Origin of the sequence: Micromonospora sp. WMMD1120, from assembly GCF_029626235.1 — a bacterium.
Taxonomy (GTDB): Bacteria; Actinomycetota; Actinomycetes; order Mycobacteriales; family Micromonosporaceae; genus Micromonospora.
Map to the genome: position 1 here is coordinate 3363177 of NZ_JARUBO010000005.1, position 21846 is coordinate 3385022.

Annotated in this window: 14 protein-coding genes; 8 read left to right on the forward strand and 6 right to left on the reverse strand. The window is 73.4% G+C overall.

Annotated features, from left to right (window positions below; all coding sequences use genetic code 11):
• Positions 1–26: 26 nt before the first annotated feature.
• The 4 genes from ligA to gatA all read left to right on the forward strand — a co-directional run bounded on the left by ligA (position 27) and on the right by gatA (position 6943).
• Positions 27–2162 (forward strand): NAD-dependent DNA ligase LigA, encoded by a 2136-nt coding sequence (ligA, locus tag O7634_RS15930; RefSeq protein WP_278150911.1) that lies wholly within the window; start codon positions 27–29, stop codon positions 2160–2162.
• A 158-nt stretch (positions 2163–2320) separates the two neighbouring features.
• Positions 2321–4948, forward strand: coding sequence for a bifunctional diguanylate cyclase/phosphodiesterase (locus tag O7634_RS15935; RefSeq protein WP_278153985.1), 2628 nt, complete (start codon positions 2321–2323; stop codon positions 4946–4948).
• A 217-nt stretch (positions 4949–5165) separates the two neighbouring features.
• Positions 5166–5471 (forward strand): Asp-tRNA(Asn)/Glu-tRNA(Gln) amidotransferase subunit GatC, encoded by a 306-nt coding sequence (gatC, locus tag O7634_RS15940; RefSeq protein WP_145785167.1) that lies wholly within the window; start codon positions 5166–5168, stop codon positions 5469–5471.
• Positions 5468–6943: an Asp-tRNA(Asn)/Glu-tRNA(Gln) amidotransferase subunit GatA gene (gatA, locus tag O7634_RS15945; protein ID WP_278150912.1), complete on the forward strand. Its 1476-nt coding sequence runs from the start codon at positions 5468–5470 to the stop codon at positions 6941–6943. Before gatC ends, gatA begins: the two co-directional genes overlap by 4 nt.
• 103 nt (positions 6944–7046) lie before the next feature.
• Here the strand turns inward: gatA and O7634_RS15950 are convergent, their stop codons facing one another.
• The gene (locus O7634_RS15950) at positions 7047–7604 is read right to left on the reverse strand and encodes a hypothetical protein (RefSeq protein WP_278150913.1); all 558 of its coding nucleotides are present in this window, start codon (positions 7602–7604) and stop codon (positions 7047–7049) included.
• Between the two features lie 141 nt (positions 7605–7745).
• Between O7634_RS15950 and gatB the strand changes: the two genes are divergently transcribed.
• Together gatB and O7634_RS15960 are read left to right on the forward strand one after the other, a co-directional pair.
• On the forward strand, positions 7746–9245 hold the full coding sequence (gene gatB, locus O7634_RS15955) for an Asp-tRNA(Asn)/Glu-tRNA(Gln) amidotransferase subunit GatB (protein WP_278150914.1): 1500 nt from the start codon (positions 7746–7748) through the stop codon (positions 9243–9245).
• 120 nt (positions 9246–9365) lie between these two features.
• On the forward strand, positions 9366–11723 hold the full coding sequence (locus O7634_RS15960; RefSeq protein WP_278150915.1) for a pyruvate dehydrogenase: 2358 nt from the start codon (positions 9366–9368) through the stop codon (positions 11721–11723).
• A 315-nt stretch (positions 11724–12038) separates the two neighbouring features.
• Here the strand turns inward: O7634_RS15960 and O7634_RS15965 are convergent, their stop codons facing one another.
• The 3 genes from O7634_RS15965 to O7634_RS15975 form a co-directional block, all read right to left on the reverse strand.
• Complete coding sequence (locus O7634_RS15965; RefSeq protein WP_278150916.1) at positions 12039–13649, reverse strand: metallophosphoesterase; 1611 nt, start codon at positions 13647–13649, stop codon at positions 12039–12041.
• 60 nt (positions 13650–13709) lie between these two features.
• A complete protein-coding gene (locus O7634_RS15970; protein WP_278150917.1) occupies positions 13710–14882 on the reverse strand; it encodes a PQQ-dependent sugar dehydrogenase in 1173 nt (390 codons plus the stop codon).
• A gap of 81 nt (positions 14883–14963) precedes the next feature.
• Positions 14964–16781, reverse strand: coding sequence for a GAF domain-containing SpoIIE family protein phosphatase (locus O7634_RS15975; protein ID WP_278150918.1), 1818 nt, complete (start codon positions 16779–16781; stop codon positions 14964–14966).
• A gap of 171 nt (positions 16782–16952) precedes the next feature.
• Here O7634_RS15975 and O7634_RS15980 point away from each other — a divergent pair, with 171 nt between their 5' ends.
• Positions 16953–17879: a 2-hydroxyacid dehydrogenase gene (locus tag O7634_RS15980; RefSeq protein ID WP_278150919.1), complete on the forward strand. Its 927-nt coding sequence runs from the start codon at positions 16953–16955 to the stop codon at positions 17877–17879.
• On the opposite strand, the gene O7634_RS15985 is transcribed toward O7634_RS15980, so the two are convergent.
• Entirely contained in the window at positions 17873–18265 is a 393-nt protein-coding gene (locus tag O7634_RS15985; protein ID WP_278150920.1) for a PH domain-containing protein, read from the reverse strand. The two genes, O7634_RS15980 and O7634_RS15985, sit on opposite strands and share 7 nt — an antisense overlap.
• 218 nt (positions 18266–18483) lie before the next feature.
• Here O7634_RS15985 and O7634_RS15990 point away from each other — a divergent pair, with 218 nt between their 5' ends.
• Positions 18484–20748, forward strand: coding sequence for a GGDEF domain-containing phosphodiesterase (locus O7634_RS15990; RefSeq protein ID WP_278150921.1), 2265 nt, complete (start codon positions 18484–18486; stop codon positions 20746–20748).
• A 19-nt stretch (positions 20749–20767) separates the two neighbouring features.
• Here O7634_RS15990 and O7634_RS15995 read toward each other — a convergent pair whose 3' ends face one another.
• The gene (locus O7634_RS15995) at positions 20768–21787 is read right to left on the reverse strand and encodes a LacI family DNA-binding transcriptional regulator (RefSeq protein WP_278150922.1); all 1020 of its coding nucleotides are present in this window, start codon (positions 21785–21787) and stop codon (positions 20768–20770) included.
• Between the last annotated feature and the right edge of the window lie 59 nt (positions 21788–21846).

Here is a 21846-nt window from a genome sequence, read left to right on the forward strand (position 1 = left end):
TCGCAGGCGTGTCCGAAGGTGGCGGTGTGTCCGAGGAGCAGATCGGTCAGGAGGTCAGCCCGGCGCAGGAGAAGGCGGCCGGGGCCGAGCCGACGCCGCAGGCCCGGGAGCGGCACGCCACGCTCAGCCAGGAGCTGACCGAGCACCAGTACCGCTACTACGTGCTGGACGCGCCGATCATCACCGACGCCGAGTTCGACAGGCAGTTGCGCGAGTTGGAGGCGTTGGAGGCGGAGTTCCCGGCGCTGCGGACGCCCGACTCGCCGACCCAGCGGGTGGGCGGCACCTTCTCCACCGACTTCACCCCGGTCACCCACGCCGAACGGATGCTCTCCCTCGACAACGCCTTCGCCGACGAGGAGTTGGCGGCGTGGGCCGAGCGGGTCGAGCGCGACGCCGGCGGCCCGGTGCCCTACCTGTGCGAGCTGAAGGTCGACGGGTTGGCGATCAACCTGACCTACGAGAAGGGCCGGCTGGTGCGGGCCGCCACCCGGGGCGACGGGCGCACCGGCGAGGACGTCACCGCCAACGTGCGCAGCATCCGCGACGTGCCGAGCCAGCTCACCGCGTCCGCCGAGTTCCCGGACATTCCCGAGCTGGTGGAGGTCCGGGGCGAGATCTACTTCCCGGTCGCCGCGTTCGCCGATCTCAACGCGGGTCTCGTGGAGCAGGGCAAGGCGCCCTTCGCCAACCCCCGCAACGCCGCCGCCGGCAGCCTGCGGCAGAAGGACCCACGGGTCACCGCCTCCCGGCCGCTGCGCCTGGTGGTCCACGGCATCGGCGCCCGCCGAGGGTTCCAGCCGACCGCCCAGTCCGAGTCGTACGCGGCGCTGCGCGCCTGGGGGCTGCCGACGAGCGACCGTTGGCGGGTGGTGCCCGACCTGGGCGGCGTGGCGGAATACATCGCCTACTACGCCGAGCACCGGCACGACGTCGAGCACGAGATCGACGGCGTGGTAGTCAAGGTCGACCCGGTCTCCATCCAGGGCCGGCTCGGGTCGACAAGCCGTGCCCCCCGCTGGGCGATCGCCTTCAAGTACCCGCCGGAGGAGGTCACCACCAAGCTGCTCGACATCGACGTCAACGTGGGGCGCACCGGCCGGGTCACCCCGTTCGCCGTCCTCGAGCCGGTGCGCGTGGCCGGGTCCACCGTCGCGCTCGCCACCCTGCACAACGCCCGCGAGGTGGAGCGCAAGGGTGTGTTGATCGGTGACACGGTGGTGCTGCGCAAGGCCGGGGACGTCATCCCCGAGGTGCTCGGCCCGGTGATCGACCTGCGGCCGGTCGACGCCCGGCCGTTCGTCATGCCGACCAGTTGCCCCGCCTGCGGCACCCCGCTCGCGCCGTCGAAGGAGGGCGACGTCGACATCCGGTGCCCCAACGCCCGCAGTTGCCCCGCGCAGTTGCGCGAGCGGGTCTTCCACCTCGCCGGCCGGGGTGGGTTCGACATCGAGGTACTCGGCTACAAGGGCGCGGCCGCCCTGCTCGACGCGGAGATCATCACCGACGAGGGTGATCTCTTCCAGCTCGACGCCGAGCAGTTGTCCCGTTCGCCGTTCTTCGTCAACAAGGACGGCACGCTCGGCAGCAACGCGGTCAAGTTGCTGGACAATCTGGCGGTCGCCCGGGAGCGGGACCTCTGGCGGGTGCTGGTGGCGCTCTCCATCCGGCACGTCGGCCCGACCGCGGCGCAGGCGCTCGCCCGGCACTTCCGCTCGATGGACGCCATCGACGCGGCGTCGGAGGAGGAGCTGTCCTCGGTCGACGGGGTCGGTCCGACCATCGCGGCCAGCATCCGCGAGTGGTTCGCGGTGGACTGGCACCGTGCGGTGGTTCGCAAGTGGGCCGAGGCGGGGGTGCGGATGGCGGAGGAGGCTGTCGACGAGGGGCCGCGCCCGTTGGAGGGGCTGACCGTGGTGGTGACCGGCACGCTCGCCGGGTTCTCCCGGGACCAGGCGGCCGAGGCGGTGCAGAGTCGGGGCGGCAAGGTCAGCGGGTCGGTCTCCAAGAAGACGAGCTTCGTGGTGGTGGGCGACAATCCGGGGTCCAAGGCGGACAAGGCGGCCAGCCTGAAGGTGCCGGTGCTCGACGAGGACGGGTTCCGGCTGTTGCTGGACGCGGGCCCGGACGCCGCACGGGACGTCGCCCGGGTGGGTGACTGATCTCCATCCGCGCCCGCGCGGCGGCCGGGTCGCGTATACCAACTTAATTACGACTACGACCGATTCGTGACTGTCATACCGGGAATCCGGGGGCCGAGGGCGTTTCATTAGGTCACGGCGTGCGCACCGGCACGCGGCACGGTCGGTCGGGAGGTGTGGTGGAGGTCGCCGACCCACGCAACTCGCTTCCGGCGGGACGGGTGGCACCGTTCGCCGCCTTCGTCGGCGGCATCCTGGTGGTCGCCGCGTCGACCGCCGCCGTACCCCTGGCGACGCTCCCCGACGACCTGCCGGGGCTGCCGCTGGCGTTCTGGACGATGGCCGTGCTCGCCGTCGTCTGCGACGCGCGCCCGTTCGTCCCGCCGGGGCGTCGGCAGACGTCCGCCGTCTTCCCGTCCACCTGCTTCACCTTCGCGATCCTGCTCGGCTGGGGTCTCGGCCCGGCGGTGCTGGTGCAGGCGGTGGGGGTCGTCGTCGCGGGCTGGCGGATGCGACACGCCGCCTGGCGGACGGCGTTCAACGTCGGCCAGTACGCGTGCGCCCTCGCCGCCGCCTACGGGGTGATCCAGCTCGGGTCGGGCACCATCTTCTCCGGCGGACGGTTGCACTGGACCGACGTGGCCGCCGTCGGCGGTGCCACGGTGGCCTGGTTCGTCGTCAACTACGGGCTGGTCAGCTGGGCGGTGCGGCTGCGTTTCGGCGACCGGTGGTGGCCCACCCTCCGTGCGGGTCTCGGCTTCGAACTGCTCTCCACCGGTTCGCTGCTGCTGCTGGCCCCGGTGCTGGTCGCCGCCGCCCGGGTCAGCGCGGCGCTGATCCCACTGGTGCTGGTGCCGCTCTTCGCCGTCTACCGGATGGCCCGGTTGACTGTCGAACAGCAGCACCTCGCCGCCGCCGACCCGCTGACCGGTCTGCCGAACCGGAAGGCCCTGCTGGTCGAGGTGGCCGAGCAGGTGCACCTGCACGCGGAGCGGACGGCCCGGGGCGAGCCCGACGGGCAACTGGCGCTCCTGCTCATCGACCTGGACCGGTTCAAGAACGTCAACGACGCTCTCGGTCACGCCGTCGGCGACCGGCTGCTGGTCGAGGTCAGCGCCCGGCTCGCCGAGGTGCGGCCCCGGCCGCAGATGATCGCCCGGCTCGGCGGCGACGAGTTCGCCGTCGTGATGACCGGCCTGACCGACGTGGGTCAGGCACGCGACATGGCCGACCAGGTGGTCCAGGCGTTGGCCGAGCCGGTGCCGATCGACGGGTTGCCGTTGGACGTGGGCGGCTCGATCGGGATCGCCCTCTTCCCCGAGCACGGCGAGGACTTCGCCACCCTGATGCGACACGCCGACGTCGCCATGTACGACGCCAAGCACCGCAACGACACGGTGGCCGTCTACGCCCCCGAGTCCGACCACAACTCCGCCGAGCGGCTCGGCCTCCTCGCCGACCTGCGCCGCGTCCTCGAGCGTGGCCCGCACGGCGACCTGTCGTTCGACGCCGATCCGGCGGGCCGGGGGCGTGCCGAGGGGGAGCAGGGCGACGAGAACGGCCGACACGGCGCGTCGGGTGACGCGGAGCGGACTGTCGACGTACCCCTGGGTGCGACGGCTGGGGTGCGCGGCGGTGACGGCGCGGCGTTGCCCAGCGCCACGACGCCCGATGCCGTGCTGCCGGCGGTCGTCGGCGCGCCGCCGACCGGTGGACGGTGGTGGACGCGGCGTCGGCGCACGGACCCGGCGCTGGCGCACGCCGATGAGCTGATCAACCGGATCGCCACCGGAGCCGACCCGATCCGGGGCCGCGACGCCCGGGCCACCGTCACCGGCGCCCGTTCCGGCGCCGCCCGGGACCGGCGCGCCGGGAGCGGCGGACGGCGGTCGCGCAACGCCGGTGTGCTGCCCGTGCCGAACGACGGAAGCGGCCCGCTGCGGCGCAACGCGGGGCCGGGCTCGGGTGGGCACCCGATCGGGACGACCGGCTGGGCGAGCCGCGACGGCGAACCGGCCGACGACGCCGGGGACATCACCATGTACTACCAGCCGCAGATCGCCATCGCGACCGGCGAGGTGGTCGGCGTGGAGGCCCTGCTGCGGTGGCGGCACCCACGGCGGGGCATGGTCGACCCGGAGGAGCTCATCCGGGTCGCCGAGCAGAGCGCCGTCATGCGGCTGCTCACCCGCCGCGTGGTCGACGACGTGGTGGAGCAGTTGGCGAAGTGGTCGGCGGCCGGGATCGGCCTGCGCGCCTCACTGAACGTCAGCGTGCGCGACCTGCACACCGGCGAGATCGCCGACCAGATCGCGGACCGGCTGGCGCGCTACGGGGTGCCGGCCGAGCGGTTGCAGGTGGAGATCACCGAAGGTGCGTTGATGGCCGACCCGCGCCGGGTGCTGGCCACCATCTCGCACCTGCACCGGATCGGGGTGGCCATCGCGCTCGACGACTTCGGCACCGGCTACTCGTCCCTGCAACACCTGCGCCGGTTGCCGCTGTCCGAGGTGAAGGTGGACCGGTCGTTCGTCCTCGGCATGGCCGACGACGCCGACGACGCCGCGATCGTCCGGTCGATGATCGAGTTGGCCGGGGCGCTGGGGTTGCGGGTGGTCGCCGAGGGAGTCGAGGACGAGCGGACGTGGCGGATGCTGCACGCGGCCGGGTGCGACGCCGCGCAGGGTTGGTTCTACGCCCGGCCCATGCCGGCCGAGGAGTTGGTCACGTGGTTGGCCCGGTACCGGCCCGTCCGCCCGACCGGCGGGCAGCCGCGCGCCGCCGCCGATCGTCGCCCCACCCGCTGACCCGGACACCGCACGGCGGCGGAGCCGCCCGCCGCCCGCCGGTCCGCCCGCCGTCGGACGCCGTCGGACGCCGTCGGCCGCCGAGGCGGCGGTGGGGGAGTCGAGGACGTCGGCGCCGGAGCGGAACAATAGACTCGCTCCGGTCATCGCGCGTCACGCTCCATCGGCCGCGCGGCCGGCACACCGCAGACCAGCAGGACTTCAGAAGGGGGCACTGATGGCCGCCATCTCCCGCGAGGAGGTCGCGCACCTGGCGCGCCTGTCGCGGCTCGCCGTCACCGAGGAGGAGCTGGACACGTTCGCCGGCCAGCTCGACGTGATCCTCCAGGCGGTCGCCCAGGTCGGTGAGGTCGCCGCCGCGGACATCCCGCCGACGTCGCACTCGGTGCCGCTGACGAACGTCTTCCGGGAGGACGTGGTCACGCCGTGTCTCACGCCCGAGGAAGCGCTGTCGGGCGCTCCCGACGCCGAGGACCAGCGGTTCCGCGTCCCGCGGATCCTGAGCGAGGATGTGGCCTCATGAGTGACCTGATCAAGATGACCGCGACGGAGATCGCGGCACTGGTCGCCGGCGGGGAGACCTCCGCTGTCGAGGTGACACAGGCGCACCTCGACCGGATCGCCGCTGTCGACGAGCGGGTGCACGCCTTCCTGCACGTCGACGCCGACGGCGCGCTGGCCGCTGCCCGCGCGGTGGACGAGCGCCGGGCCGCCGGCGAGGAGTTGGGCCCGCTCGCGGGGGTGCCGGTCGCGGTCAAGGACGTGCTGGCCACGCGGGGTGTGCCGACCACCGTCGGGTCGAAGATCCTGGAAGGGTGGCGTCCGCCGTACGACGCGACGATCATCCAGCGGTTGCGCGACGCCGGCACGGTGATGCTCGGCAAGACGAACATGGACGAGTTCGCGATGGGCTCCTCCACCGAATACTCGGCGTACGGCCCGACGCACAACCCCTGGGACCTGAGCCGGATTCCGGGTGGCTCGGGAGGTGGCAGCGCCGCCGCGCTGGCCGCGTACGAGGCGCCGTTGGCGATCGGCTCGGACACCGGTGGCTCGATCCGCCAGCCGGGCGCGGTGACCGGCACCGTGGGGGCGAAGCCCACCTACGGCGGCACCTCCCGCTACGGGCTGGTCGCCTTCTCCTCGTCGCTGGACACCCCCGGCCCGTGCGCCCGTACGGTGCTCGACGCGGCCCTGCTGCACCAGGTGATCGGCGGGCACGACCCGCGCGACTCCACCTCGATCCCGCAGCCGGTGCCGGACGTGGTGGCGGCGGCGAAGCTCGGCGCGACCGGCGACCTGACCGGGGTGCGGCTCGGCATCGTCAGCGAGTTCGGCGGCGAGGGCGCCGAGCCGGGCGTGATGGCGGCGTTCCGCGAGTCGGTCGACACCCTGGCGAAGCTCGGCGCGGAGATCGTCGAGGTGTCCTGCCCGACGTTCGCGTACGCGCTGCCGGCGTACTACCTGATCGCCCCGAGCGAGTGCTCCTCCAACCTGGCCCGGTTCGACGGCGTCCGGTTCGGCCTGCGGGTCGGCGACGACGGCAACCGGTCGCTGGAGGAGGTCATGTCGCTGACCCGGGAGGCCGGCTTCGGCCCCGAGGTCAAGCGCCGCATCATGATCGGCACGTACGCGCTGTCGTCGGGTTACTACGACGCGTACTACGGGCAGGCGCAGAAGGTGCGGACGCTGATCACCCGCGACTTCACCGCCGCGTTCGAGCGGGTGGACGCGCTGATCTCGCCGACCACCCCGTCGGTGGCGTTCCCGATCGGCGCGCGGACGGCCGACCCGTACCAGATGTACCTGGCCGACCTCTACACGATCCCGACCAACCTGTACGGCGGGCCGGGCATCTCGGTGCCGTGCGGGCTCTCCGAGGGGCTGCCGGTCGGCCTCCAGGTGATGGCGCCGACGCTGGCCGACGACCGGATGTACCGGGTCGCCGCCGCGCTGGAGTCGGCGGTCGGCACGTTCACCCCGCCGACGCTCTGAGGGCGGGCGGGATGCTGACGCGGATCGGGATCGACGGCTGCACGTCTTTCCGTGATCTCTCGTTGGACATCCCGCCCTTCCTCGTGATCATCGGCCGGTCGGGTTACCGCCCAGCCTGATCAGGGGCCGGCTGGGAGAGGTAGCGCCGGGCGCGCCGGATGGCAACCCAGTGCAGACCGAGCGCAGTCGCCCAGGCGAGTACGCCCAGCCCGGACACCCACCGGGTGGACGTCCTGTCGGTGCCGACGACCAGCAGCACCTGTGCCGCCAGCGCCGCACCGTAGATCCAGCTCACCCACCTCTGGGAGACCTGGCGCTCCGCCTCCTTACGGGCCAGCGCGTCGATCCGCGGGTCGGTGGTTCGCCCGTCGCGTAGGGCCGCCTTCACCTGGCGCAGGCTGCCCGGGACGGAGCCGACCGACCGGGTGGGGTCGCTTCGCCTCCAGCGGGTCACCAGCAGGGCGACGGCGGCACCCACCATGGCGGGGGCCGAGATGACCAGCAACCAGGCCAGCGGGCCACTCGAAGCCACGTCGCCGTCGTCGATGAGCGCCCCGACGGCGAACGCGGCCGCGACGGCGGCCAGCAGCAGCGTTATCGCGACGACGGTCAGTCCACGCGTGCGCCGCCGAGCCGCCGTGCCGTCCCCCGTGTTCGTCATGACCGATACCTACCCTGCTGGCCGTTGCGCTACGCGGGGGGTGGGTCGGTCACGACGTGTGCGGCGAAACCCCGGCGAACCGGGGGTGGGCAACCCGATTAGGCTGGACAGGTTCTGTCCGGATCGCGCCTGGAGCGTCTCATGACCACGACACTGCCCGCGTACGACGAGGTCGTCGCGCGCTACGAACCGGTGATCGGCCTGGAGACCCACGTCGAGCTGGGCACGAACACCAAGATGTGGTGCGGCTGCCCGACCGACTTCGGTGGTGAGCCGAACACCCGGGTCTGCCCGGTGTGCCTCGGCCTGCCCGGCTCGCTGCCGGTGGCCAACAAGGCCGCCATCGAGGCGATCATCCGCATCGGTCTGGCCCTGAACTGCTCGATCGCCGAGTGGTGCCGGTTCGCCCGGAAGAACTACTTCTACCCGGACATGCCGAAGAACTTCCAGATCAGCCAGTACGACGAGCCGATCTGCTTCGACGGTTACCTGGACGTCGAGGTGGGCGGCGAGACGGTGCGGATCGAGATCGAGCGGGTGCACCTGGAGGAGGACACCGGCAAGACGCTGCACGTCGGTGGCGCGACCGGTCGCATCCACGGCGCGACCGAGTCGCTGGTCGACTACAACCGGGCCGGCATCCCGCTCGTCGAGATCGTCACCAAGCCGATCACCGGCACCGGCGCGCTCGCTCCCGAGGTGGCCCGGGCGTACGTCGCCGAGCTGCGGGACGTGATCCGTGGCCTCGGCGTCTCCGACGTGCGGATGGAGGAGGGTTCGCTGCGCTGCGACGTGAACACCTCGCTGAACCTGCCGGGCGCGGAGTGGGGCACCCGCACCGAGACCAAGAACGTCAACTCGCTGCGCTCGGTGGAGCGGGCGGTCCGCTCGGAGATGCTGCGGCAGGCGTCGGTGCTCGACGCGGGGGGCCGGATCACCCAGGAGACCCGGCACTTCCACGAGGACACCGGCGACACCACCCCGGGCCGGTCGAAGGAGACGGCGACCGACTACCGCTACTTCCCCGAGCCGGACCTGGTGCCGATCGCCCCGGACCGGGCCTGGGTCGCCGAGCTGAAGGCCGCCCTGCCGGAGCTTCCGCGGGTGCACCGGCGTCGGCTCCAGGAGCAGTGGGGCCTGTCGGACCTGGACATGCAGTCGGTGCTCAACGCCGGCGCCGTCGAGCTGATCGAGGCCACCGTCGCCGCCGGCACCACCCCGGCCGCCGCCCGCAAGTGGTGGCTGGGTGAGCTGTCCCGCCGGGCCAACGAGAGCGGCGTGGAGCTGGCCCAGGTCGGCGCCACCCCCGCCCAGGTCGCCGAGTTGCAGGGGCTGGTCGACGCCGGCAAGCTCAACGACAAGATGGCCCGTACCGTGCTGGAGGGCGTGGTCGACGGTGAGGGCTCACCCACCGAGATCATGACCGGCCGGGGCCTCGAGGTCGTGTCGGACACCGGCGCGCTCACCGCCGCCGTGGACGAGGCCATCGCCGCCAACCCGGGCATCGCCGACAAGATCCGCAGCGGCAAGGTCGCCGCGGCCGGCGCGCTGGTCGGCGCGGTGATGAAGTCGACCCGTGGTCAGGCCGACGCCGCCGCCGTCCGCACGCTGATCCTGGAGCGCCTCGGCGTCCAGGGCTGAGACCCACCCCGGAAGGCCGCCGCCGCGACCCGGCGGCGGCCTTCCGTCACCCCTGCCGACCACGCGGCCACCCCGCACCCCTCGCGAGGGCGTCAACGGCGACGCCCGGATGGAGCCACAGTGACCCAGCACGACCTTGCCGTCCTCGACGAGATCCAGCGGCGGGTGCTCTGGCTCGCCACCCGCATCGTGGACGCCGCCAACCACGACCGGGCCACCGGCGACGGCGTCAAGGTCGGCGGGCACCAGGCGTCCAGCGCCTCCCTGGTCACCGCGATGACCGCGCTCTGGTTCGCGCACCTGGACGCCGAGGACCGGGTCGCCGTGAAGCCGCACGCCTCCCCGGTGTTCCACGCCATCCAGTACCTGCTCGGCAACCTGGACCGCTCCTACCTGCCCCGGCTGCGGGCGCGCGGCGGCCTCCAGTCGTACCCGTCGCGCACCAAGGACCCGGACGCCGTGGACTTCTCCACCGGTTCGGTCGGCCTGGGCGCGGCGGCCCCGCTCTTCGCCGCCGCCACCCGGCGGTACGTCGACGCGCACTTCGGTGCCCGGCCGCACTCCCGGTTCGTGGCCCTGATCGGTGACGCCGAACTGGACGAGGGCAACATCTGGGAGGCGGTGGCCGACCCGGCGACCACCGGGCTGGGCAACGTCATGTGGCTGGTCGACTTCAACCGGCAGTCGCTGGACCGTGTGGTCCCTGGCATCCGGATCAACCAGTGGCGGGGTCAGTTCGAGGCGGCCGGCTGGCACGTCGTGGAGGTCAAGTACGGCCGCCGGCTCGCCGAGGCGTACGCCCGGCCGGGTGGCGAGGCGCTGCGTGACTGGATCGACGCGATGCCCAACGAGCAGTACCAGTCGCTGTTCGGGCTGACCGGGCCGGCGCTGCGCAAGCAGTTCCTCGACGGCGCGCCGGCCGGCATCGCCGAGCTGATCGCCGACGTCACCGACGAGGATCTCGGCCCGCTCGTCACCGACCTGGGCGGGCACGACCTTCAGGCGATGCTCGACGCGTACGCCCAGTGCGACGCGGTCACCGACCGGCCCAGCGTCGTCTTCGCGTACACCGTCAAGGGTTGGGGGTTGCCCATCGCCGGCAACCCGCGCAACCATTCGGCGCTGCTCAGCCCGGAGCAGGTCGACACGCTGCGCGCCGCGCAGGGGTTGACCGCCGAGACCGAGTGGGACCGCCTCGACCCGGCGTCCCCCGCCGGGATCACGGCCGGCGCCCGCCGGGAGGCGCTGTCCCGCGCGCCCCGCGAGCGCGCGTTGGGGGTCACCGTTCCGGAGAGCACGGGAGTACGCGCAACCAAGCCGATCTCCACCCAGGAGGTCTTCGGCCGGGTGCTGGTGGACCTGGCGCGGGACCGGGAGGTGGGCCGCTACCTGGTCACCACCGCACCGGACGTGGCCACCTCCACCAACCTCGCCGGGTTCATCAACAAGACCGGCGTGTTCGCGCCCACCGAGCAGCGCTCCTGGACCGAGGACCGGATGCTGCGCTGGACGGAGAGCCCGGCCGGGCAGCACATCGAGCTGGGCATCTCGGAGATGAACCTGTTCCTGCTGCTCGGTCAGCTCGGCCTGTCCTGGGACCTGTCCGGGCAGCCGCTGCTGCCGGTGGGCACCGTCTACGACCCGTTCGTGCTGCGCGGCCTGGACGCGTTCCTGTACGGCACGTACTCCGGCTCCCGGTTCGTGGTGGCCGGCACGCCGTCCGGCATCACCCTGGCCCCGGAGGGCGGCGCGCACCAGTCCACGATCACCGCTTCGGTGGGCCTGGAGCTGCCCGGGGTGACCTTCGTCGAACCCGCGTACGCGGCCAGCCTGGACTGGCTGCTCTGCGACGCGCTCGGGCAGATCGCCGGAGGTTCGGCCCCGGCCGCGACCGCCGCTCCGGCCGAGGACGGCGCGTACTACTTCCGGTTGAGCACCCGGCCCCTGGACCAGGCCCCGTTCGAGGCGGCTCGGGTCCGGCTCGGCGACGCGGTGCTGCGCCGGCAGGTGGTCGCCGGGGCGTACCGGCTGGTCGACGCGCACCAGGCGTACCCGCACCTGGCCGACGCGCCGGTGGTGCAGCTCGCCGCCTCCGGAGCGGTGCTGCCCGAGGTGCTGGCCGCCGCGGCGGAGCTGGCCGACGAGGGCATCGCCGCGCACGTCGTGGACGTGACCTCGCTGGACCGGCTCTACCGGGCCTGGCAGCGCACCCTGCGCCAGGGCGTCCGCACGGCCACCGTGCCGAGCGTGCCGGGCGCGCTGCGGTCCGCGTTCGCCGACCGGGTGCCGGTGGTGACGGTGCACGACGCCGCGTCGCACGCGATGGCCTGGCTCGGGTCGGCTCTCGGCGCTCCGGCGGTGCCGCTCGGGGTGGACGAGTTCGGCCAGTCCGGCAGCGTCGCCGAGCTGTACGAGCTGCACGACCTGCTGCCCGGCAGCATCGTCAACGCCGCCCTGGCCGCGCTCGCCCTGCGCTGACCCGACCCCGGCGAGGAGTGCTGTCACTCTGAGTGAGATGCACGGGTGACGCGCGTTCGCAACCCACGGTGCTGACAGCCGCCGACAACGCCAAACCCCATGCGCCCTTTGCTCTGCCGCCGCCGATGCGCCACGAGCTTGACCAGCGCGGACAGGTCGTGGTCACGCCGGCGGCAACGTGGCCGCGTTCACCGACAGTGACTGGTGCGGATTGGGCGGCAGAGCAAAGGGGGTGAGGGGGCGGTTTCGGGGTTCCTGTCTGTCTACTGTCCGTGACGTTCGAGGGGGAGGTCGCCCTTCCGGCCGCCCGCCGGCTCAGCCGGTCGGGGTGGGCGTGGGCGCGCCGGTGCCGCCGCCGCTCGGGGTGGGCGTGGGCGTGGGCGTGGCGGAGACACCCGCGGCCGGGTTCTCCACCAGGCGTCGCTCCAGGTTGACCTGAGCCTGCCCGGTCCCGCCGACGGTGATGGTGTCGTACGCCTGGAGCATCTTCTGCTGGTCGAAGTAGAGCACGCTCATCGACAGCGGGGTCGGCTTCTCACCCTCCAGGCCGCGTAGCCCGGCGCCGCCGGTGGAGCCCTCCACCATCAGCGTGGTGCGCTGCTGCCCGGGGACCTGCGGCAACTCGGACACCTGCCGGGAGTGGGTGTGCCCGGCCAGCACCAGCGGGCAGGTGCCGGAGAGCGGCCCGGCCGACGCCGGGTCGTGCACGAGGGCGATGGTGACCGGCCGCGGCGAGTTGCGGACCGTCGTGGCGAGCTGCTGACCGGCCCCGATCACCTGGTCGGCGACCTGCTGGGTCAGCCCGCTGCCGGCGGGCGACGTGTTCTTGTCCGGGGTGAACCGTGGGTCGCCGATGCCGGCGATGGTCAGCCCGGCGACCGTCGTCGTCGAGTTGTTCAGCACTATCGCGTTCGGCTGGCGGGCCACCGCGGCGGCGGTCTTGCCGGAGTCGTGGTTACCCCTGATGAACACGTACGGCTTCTTGAGCAGGCTGATCGAGCCGACGAAGGACGCCTCCGGTTCGCTGCCCCAGTCGGTGATGTCACCCGTGTCGATCACCACGTCGATGCCGAACTGCTCCACCACCGTCCGGATCAGCTGCCAGCCGGTCGGGTTGAGGTGCATGTCGGAGACGTGCAGGACGCGGGTGGTGCCCGGGGCCGGCTCGTACACCGGCAGCGCGGAGACGGTGGTGTAGAGCTGGCTGACGTTGCCGACCAGGCGTTGGAGCTGCTCGGCGTACTTGGTGTAGTCGTTGGCGATCCGCCGGGCGTCACCGACGATGGCCGGCGCGTTGACCAGCAGACCCTCGTAGCGTGGTTCCTCGATCGATTGTGGCCGCAGTGTCGCCGCCGCCGTGCCGAGGCTACCGGCGGTGATGAGTAGGGCCAGCCCGCCCGCCCAGGCGGTCCGGCGGGTGTTGCGGAAGATCAACCCGGCCAGGAGCACTGTGACGAGCACCGACGCGCCGAGGGTCCGCAGGCCGAGTCGCATGACACCGGAGCGGACGTCCTCCACGGCGCTCTGGCTGGCCCGGCTGATGCTCGCCGGGTCGTCCAGCAGCGCCTCGGTGCGCCCCTGGTCGAGGGCGCCGAGCCGGACGGTGAGATGGGCCGGCCCGCCGTGGCTGTCGAGCAGCAGCGCGCCGAGCGGCGGGATGTCGACGGTGGTGCCGCCGTCGCGGGCGGGGGACAGGCTGAGGGTGGCCCGGAACGGGCCGATGTCGGTGTCCACCTGACCGCCGGCGAGCACCCCGAGCAGCGTGCCGGCGACCGTCACGGCGAGGACCGCGACGATCAGCCCGACGCGACGCACCGGGCCGGCGGCGGCTGCCCACCAGCCAGCCGGTCGCGTCCGGCCGCCGCCGCTGACCGGATCGTCCCGGTCGTCGGCGTCGTCGTGTCGCTCGTCGCGCTGCCCGTCCATGCTGAAATTCTGACCTGCCCGTTCAAAGATCTTGGCAAACCTGAACGGATGGTGACGAAATCAGCTGCGGCCGCCGTCCCCACCCGCGAAGACCACCCGCAGGAGCCGGTCGTCGTCGCCGGCCGGGTCGCCCCGCCCGTCGTGGTTGGAGGTGCCCACCCAGAGCGAGCCGTCCGGCGCCGCGGCCACCGCGCGCAGTCGACCGTACCGGTTGGTGAACAGCTCACTGGGCTGACCGAGCAGCGTGCCGGTGTCGGTCAGCTCCAGCACCCACAGGCGCTTGCCGCGCAGGCAGGCGGTGACCAGTAGCCGGTCCACCGCCGCGAGACCGGAGCAGGACGCGTCGGAGGTGGCCCACTGCGCGATCGGATCGGTGAACCGTTTGTCCCCGGCCCGTCCCTCGACCTCCGGCCAGCCGTAGTTGCCGCCCTTGGTGATCTGGTTGACCTCGTCCCAGGTGTTCTGGCCGAACTCGACGGCGTACATCCGCTTGGCGGCGTCCCAGGTGAAGCCCTGCACGTTGCGGTGACCCAGGGACCAGACCGGGGAGTTGGGATAGGGGTTGCCGGGGGCGGGCCGGCCGGCCGGGGTGATCCGCAGGATCTTGCCGCCGAGGCTCTTCACGTCCTGCGAGAGCGGGCGTTCGCCCGCGTCACCGGTGCTCACGTAGAGCTGCCCGTCCGGGCCGAAGCCCAGCCCACCGCCGTTGTGCACGTTGGCCTTGGGGATGCCGGTGAGGATCGGGGTGGGCTGTCCGCCGAGTTGCAGTCGGGCGACCCGGTTGTCCCGCTCCGTCGTGTAGTAGACGAAGACCGCCCGGTCCGTGGCGTAGTCCGGGGAGACGGCGATGCCGAGCAGCCCACCCTCGCCCGCCGCCGCCACGTCCGGGACCGTCTGCACCGGGCGGACCCGCAGCCCGTCCGGCCCGGAATCCGGCCCCACCTGGAGGATCCGGCCGTTGTCCCGTTCGGTGACGAGCGCGCCGCCGTCCGGCAGGAAGGCGATGGCCCAGGGCACCCGCAGGCCCTTGGCCAGCACCGTCGTGACCGCCTGCTGGCCGGCCCTGCCGGGGTTCGCCGACGCGGACGGGGTGGGCAGGTTCGGTGGCTCGCCGGCCGGGTCGGGGTCCGGCTCGCCGAAGCTGCAACCGGTGGTGAACAGCAACGCCGCGCAGGACGCCGCGAGGGCCACCCGGAGGCGGCGGAGGCGAGGGTACGGGGGACGGGCGCTCACCCGGCCCAGGGTAGCCCCCGGAGCGCCCGGAAGGGCCGGTCGAGATCCATCCGGTGCCGACGGGCCGGCCCCGGTGACCGCTCAGCGCGCCCGCACGGCCAGCAGCGCGGTGTCGTCCTCCCGGCGCGGGATCGGGTCGAGCAGCAGGTCGCACAGCTCGTCCAGCGGCAGCGTGTCGGCGCCGGTCAACCGCTCCACCAGCTCGGCCACCCCCTCGTCGACCGAACGGTCCCGCCGCTCGATCAGCCCGTCGGTGTAGAGCAGCAGGGTGTCGCCGGCGGCGAGGCTCATCGATCGGCTGGTCCGGGGCATCGGACGGGCCAGACCGAGCAGCGGCTCCGGTGTCGCCTCGAGGATCTCGACCGCGCCACCGGCACGGACCACCAGGGCCGCCGGGTGCCCGGCGTTGGCCCAGCTCACCTCGTGCACACCCCCGCGCTGCGGGCGGAGCCGGACCAGCATCGCGGTGGCGGCCGTCGCCAGCCGCAGACCGCGGATCGCGTCGTCCAGGTTGCTCAGCAGGGCCCCGACCTCGTCCGACCGGCCGAAGGCGTTGCCCCGCACCAGGTTGCGCAACTGCCCCATGGTCGCCGCCGCCTCGATGTCGTGCCCGGCCACGTCGCCGATCGCGGCGATGACGTCGCCGTCGGGCTGCACGAAGGCGTCGTACCAGTCTCCGCCCACCTCCACCCGGTCAGCCGCCGGCTGGTAGCGGGCGGTCAGCTCCAGGTGTGCCACGACCGGCAGTCGGGGGAGCATGCTGTGTTGCAGGACCTCGGCGACGTGCCGCTGCTCGCCGTACATCGAGCTGTTGCCGACGGCCTGGCCGGCGCGGCGGCCGATGTCGACGGCGGTGAGCAGGTCGCGATCGTCGAACGGTTGCCGCTGCGGGCCGTTGACGAGGGTGATCGCCCCCAACACCGTGCCGCCGACGCCGCGCACCGGCACGCTCAGGTAGGAGGCGATGCCGAGGCGGCCTGCGATCGACGTCATCTCCGGGTCGGTGGTGCCGCGGGTCACGTCGGCCAGGGACGCCATGCTGCCGAGCCGGGGCTCGCCGGTGCGCAGCACCGCGCGGATGACCGACTCCGAGCTCAACCCGGTGCGCAGCAGCTCACCGAAGCGGCTGACATCCTCCGTGCGGGCCGGGTCCCGGTGCACCGAGACCACCTCGCGGTGCTGGCCGGTCGGCCCGATCAGGGTGAGTAGGCACCAGTCGGCGAGCGGCGGCACCATTGTCGAGGCGAGCCGTCGCAGCGCGGTGCCCACCTCGAGGGTGCCGGCCAGCGTCTCGCTCACCCCGGCCAGCAACTCCAGCCGCTCGTGCGCCTGCACGGCCAGCCGCTGCGCCTCCCGCGCGCCGTCCAGCGCGATCCGCAGTCGCAGCTCCGACGAGCAGGCGGCCGCGAGGTCGGCCAGCGTACGCAGCTGGGCCTTGGTCCACGCCCGGGGCTTGCTGTCGATGGCGCAGAGCGAGCCCAACACCCGACCGGAGAGGTCGGTCAACGGCATCCCCGCGTACGCGACCACGCCGAGGTCCTCGATGCCGAGGTTGTTCCGGACCCGGGGATAGATCCGGGCGTCCGGCAGCACCATCGGCACCTCGATGTCCACCACGTGCTGGCAGAACGAGTGGCTGAGGGGGGTCTGTCGACGCTCCGACCAGGGCTGCGGCAACCCGACCGCCCCCGGGAAGAACTGCCGGTCGGCGGAGACCAGGGAAACCAGCGCGATCGGCGTCTCCAGCAGGTCGCTGACCAGCCTGGCGAAGCGGTCGAACGCCTCGTCCGGTTCGGCGTCCAGTCCGGTGTCGGCGAGCGCGCGCAGCCGCGCCGGGTCGCCGAGCGACGCGGGCGGGTCGATCGAACGCCGGGTGGTGGCGGGGGAGCCGTCGGTCATCGGACACCTGTCTGCCGGGCGGAGGCGAACCCGCTCTCCGGCCCTTCGTTATACCTCGCCCGCCACCGAACCGAACATAGGTGTGCGCTGACTCGCTCGCCCGCCGACGCTGCGGGCCGGTGCTCGCCGTGCCCGCACGGTCGGCCCCGTCGGGGACTATCGTCGGCGGACGTGAAGGTATGGATTCCGCACCGGGCCGGCCTGGACCTCCTGGGCGAGTTGCCCCCGGACGTCACCGTCGAGGTGTTCGAGCACGCCGACCAGATGCCGTCCGAGGCTGCCGACGTCCGGGTCTGGGTGCCACCGTTCCTGGGTGGCTCGGACGCCACGGCGTTGCTGCGGGAGCTGCCCGACCTCGCGGTGGTGCAGTTGCTCTCCGCCGGGGCGGACGCGTGGGCCGGTCGGATGCCGCCCGGCGTCACGCTCTGCGACGCCCGGGGCGTGCACGACCCGTCCACCGCCGAGTGGGTGGTCACCGCGATCCTCGCGCAGCTCCGGGCGTTCCCGGCGTTCGTGCGCGCGCAGGCCGAGGGGCGCTGGGCGTACGAGGGGAACACCCCGACCGACGAGCTGACCGGCAAGCGGGTGCTCATCATCGGCGCCGGGTCGATCGGCACCGCGGTGCGCGACCGGCTGGCCCCCTTCGAGGTGAGCTTCACCCTGGTCGCGCGGAGGGCGCGGCCGGAGCAGGGGGTGCACGCGGTCGAGGAGTTGCCCCGGCTGCTGCCGGACGCGGACGTGGTGGTGGTGCTGGTCCCGCTCACCGACCAGACCCGTGGCCTGATCGACAAGGACTTCCTCGCCGCGATGCCGGACGGGGCGCTGCTGGTCAACGCCGCCCGGGGGCCGGTGGCGCACACCGAGGCGCTCGTCGCCGAGTTGGGCACCGGTCGGATCTCGGCCGCGTTGGACGTCACCGACCCGGAGCCGCTGCCCGCCGACTCGCCGCTCTGGGCGATGCCGAACGTGCTGCTCACCCCGCACGTGGCCGGGTCGGTGCGGGGACTGCTGCCCCGGGCCTACCGACTGGTGGGTGACCAGGTGCGCCGGTTCGCCGCCGGGCAACCGCTGATCAACACGGTGGTCGACGGCTACTGATCGGACGCGTCCGCCGGCGCGTCGGGTAGCGGCTGGCCGGTCGCCGCGACGACGCGGGGCAGATCCGCCCCCCGTACGGCCGGCAGGACGACGTCGTGGCCGTCGTCCAGCCGTGCCACCGCCCGCCCGCGGGTGTCGGTCACCAGTTCGAGCACCCGGTCCCAGCCGATCCGGCGTTGCCCGACCAGCGCCCGCACCCGCAGTTCACGCGCGTCGACGTCGGTGCCGGCCCGCCAGGCCCACACCGCGACGGCGAGCGGGACGAGCAGCACCGGCAGTAGGTAGACCCGGGCGCTGGCCAGCGGCAGGGCGCCGACGAAGGCGACGATCGCGGCCACCAGGATGGCCTGGTTGTGCCGGAAGCGGACGGTGCCGTGCTTACTCACAGTGCGATGATCCCACCTTCGGCCGGTCCGACTCGCGGCGGGCGGTGCCGGCGGCGCGCGGTACGTCGTACAGTGACACGGGTCGTTGTCTCCTCTGAGTGACCGACAAGTAACGAAACCCGGCCGTCCATCGTTGTCAATCGTGGACAGCAGGCTCACACCGCCCGCCGTCCCGCACCGCCGCACCGCCCCCGTGCCCCCTCACGAAGGCGACCGCCGTGCTCCTCGCGTACCCGTCCCTCGTCACCCGCCGCGCGGCCCCGGAGGTCGCGACGTCCACGGCGGTGGCGCTGCTCCTGATCGCCGGTGCCGCCGACCTGGTCCCGACCTCGGTGGTGATCGCGCTGACCGCCGGTGCCGGCGCCACGGTCGCCGGCCTGCGGCTGTCCCGGCTGGCCACCCGGCGGTGCCCCGACCCGACTTCGCGGGCGCCGGGGGCGCTGCTCGACGCGGCGGTGGTGGCGGCCGGTCTCACCGCTGTCCTGCTGCCGCTGGTCGACCTCGGGCGCACCGCCGCCGTGCTGGTCGGACCGCTGGTCGTGGTGGTTCTCTCCGTGTTCGGTCTGCGTCGACTGCCGGGTCGTCCGCGTCCGGCGGTCGGAGTACGGGTGCGCCGGCTGGTCGAGTCCGCCGGCCCGGCGATCGGCCTGGCCCTCGCCGGCTGGCTCCTGCTGCCTCCGGGCGGTCTGCCGGTCCCCACCCGGTTGGCCGCCGCGTTGACACTCGGCGGGCTGGCCATGGCCGCGCTGAACGCGTTGGCGGGGCCACGGCGACGGTCCGGCCCGGCGCTCTGCCGGGGTGGCGTGTTGCTCATGGTGGGCGGGCTGGTGCTGCTGGCCACGCTGTCGTCCGCGCCGGCCGGTCGCGCGGCCCTGCTGGCCGTACCCCCGTTGGTGTCCGGCATGCTGCTCGTCGCCCTCGGCGCGGCCCGTGCGGTGGACGCCTGTGACGCGGCGGTGGCGCAGCCGGTCGCCGCGGCCTGGCCACGGCTGGTGCTGCCGGCGGCGGTGCTGCTGCTCGCCTCGGGTCTGCACCTGGGCACCGGTCGCGCACCCGACCGGACGAGCCTGTTGCTGGCTCTCGCGGCGGTGCCGCCCCTGGTGCTGCGGGAGCTGCTGGGTTCCGGTGACGCGTCCAACCCGGTTCGGCGGGCAGCCCACCGCCGGGCGGCCGGCAGCACGGTCCGCCATCGCCATGCGACACCGACGCGTTGGCCGGCGCCGGCGGCCCCGCCGTCCGTCGGCAGCGGCGCCCGAGGTGACCGGGTGGCCCTGCTGGACGCCCTCGCGGCGATCGGTGACGTCCCGGTGCCGACCGGCGCGCTCCTGCTTGTTGACCTGCACGGCGCCGACGCCCTCGGTCCGACCGCCCGGGAGGACGTGCTGGCCGAGGCGGCGCATCGGACGCGCGGGGTGATCGGCGCCGACGACCTGGTCACCGGGTGCGCCGGTAGCGGTTTCGGGGTGGTCACCGCCGCCGGCCCGGTGCTGGCGTACGCCCTGGGCACCCGCCTGTTGGGCGTGCTCAGCTCGCCGTACGCGGTGGCCGGCGCGGTGCTGCGGGTGCAGCCGAGCATCGGGTTGGCCGAGGTGAGCGGGGCCGGGCCGGCGGACGTGCTCCGGCAGGCCGAGCTGGCCCGACGACGGGCGGTGCAGCTGGGCCGGGACCGGGTCGAGTGGTACGACGCGTTTCTGGAGGAGCAACTCGTGCGCCGGCTCGACCTGGAACGCGAGCTGCCCGGCGCGGTGGCGCGCGGCGAGCTGGACCTGGTCTACCAGCCGGTGGTGGATCTCGTCGACGGGCAGCCGGTGGGCGCGGAGGCGTTGCTGCGCTGGCGCAGTCCGGTGCTCGGCACCGTGCTCCCGGCCGAGTTGCTGCCGGTGGCGGAGGACCTGGACCTGGTCGGCGAGCTGGAGTGGTGGGTGCTGGACCGGGCGTGCCGGCAGCTGTCGAACTGGTCGGTGGGGGTGCGGGAGCTGTGGATGGCGGTCAACGTCACCACCCGGGAGCTGACCACGCCCGACTTCGTCCAGCGGGCGGCGGCGGTGCTGGCCGCGTACGGGGTGCCGCCGGAGCGCCTGGTGGTGGAGGTGAGCGAGCCCCGGGTCGGCGGTGACCTGCCGACTGTGGTGGCGCGGCTGGCCGGGCTGCGGTCGCTGGGCGTGCGTACCGCGCTGGACGACTTCCGGGCCGAGCACGCCTCGTTGGCCCAGCTCCGCCGGCTGCCGATCGACCTGCTCAAGGTCGGTCCGGAGCTGGTGGGGGCCCGGTTGGACGGGCAGCCGCCGCTGATCGACGTTGTGGTCAACGTCGGCGAGCGGCTGGGCGTCGAGATCGTCGCCGAGGAGCTGGAGTCGTCGGCCCAGGTCGAGGGGGCGCGTCGGGGCGGTTGCCGGTACGGGCAGGGGTTCGCGGTGGCGCGTCCGGCGACGGCCGAGCGGGTGGAGGCGTACTTCGAGGAGTTTCCGTCGGCGTCCCGGTGACGCTGCCGGCTTAACCGGTTCAGTCGTGTCGGGGTGGGGCGGTGCTGCCGCGCGGCGTCAACCGGGGCGTCTCGTCCTGCACCCGGCTGGCCGGCTGCCCGGCGACGACGGCGAGCAACTGCCGGGCGGCGTGCGCGCCGTACGCCGAGATGTCCCGGCCCAGGGCGGTCAGCGGCGGGTGCACCAGTCGGCACAGCGGCGAGTCGTCCCAGGCCACGATGGACAGGTCGGCGGGGACGGTCAGCCCCATCTCCTGGGCGACCGAGAGCCCGGCGACGGCCATCACGTCGTTGTCGAAGATGAGCGCCGTGGGTCGCTGGGCGGCGCTGAGCAGACGACGGGTGGCCCGCCCGCCCTCTTCGCCGGTGTAGTCGGACGAGACGGTCACCGCGTCGGCCAGGCCGAGCCGACGGCAGACCGCCACGAAGGCGTCGGTGCGGATGGCGGTGTGCCGCAGGTCGGGCAGGCCACCGACCCGGGCGATCCGCCGGTGCCCGAGCGCCACCAGGTACTCCACCGTCTCGGTCAGCGCCGCCGCGTCGTCGGACCAGAGGCTGGCCAGCTCGCCGGTGCCGTCCGGGCCGCCGATCACCACCGCCGGCAGGCGCAGCCGCTCCAGAGCAGGGATGCGGATGTCGTCGGTGCGCAGGTCGCAGACGAGCACCCCGTCCACCCGGCGTTCGCCCCACCACCGCCGGTAGACGGCGATCTCGGCGTCGTGGTCGGCGACCACCTGGAGGGTCAGCGCGTACGAGCGGGCGGAGAGCTCCGCCTCGACACCACTGATCAACGCCATGAAGAACGGCTCGACGCCGAGGGTCCGGGCCGGCCGGCACAGGGCCAGGCCGATCGCCCCGGCGGTGGCGGCGGAGAGGGCGCGGGCGGCGCTGCTCGGGCTGAACCCGATCTCCGCGGCGATGGCCAGGATGCGCTGCCGGGTCGCCTCGGAGACGCCGGGCTGCCCGTTCAACGCGTACGACACGGCGCCCTTGGACACCCCGGCGCGTCGGGCGACGTCGGCGATTGTCGGCCGCTTCACCGGCGTGCTCCTTTGCTACGGTTGCTTGGCTTATCCGGTTCAGTCGCCATCGTTCGATG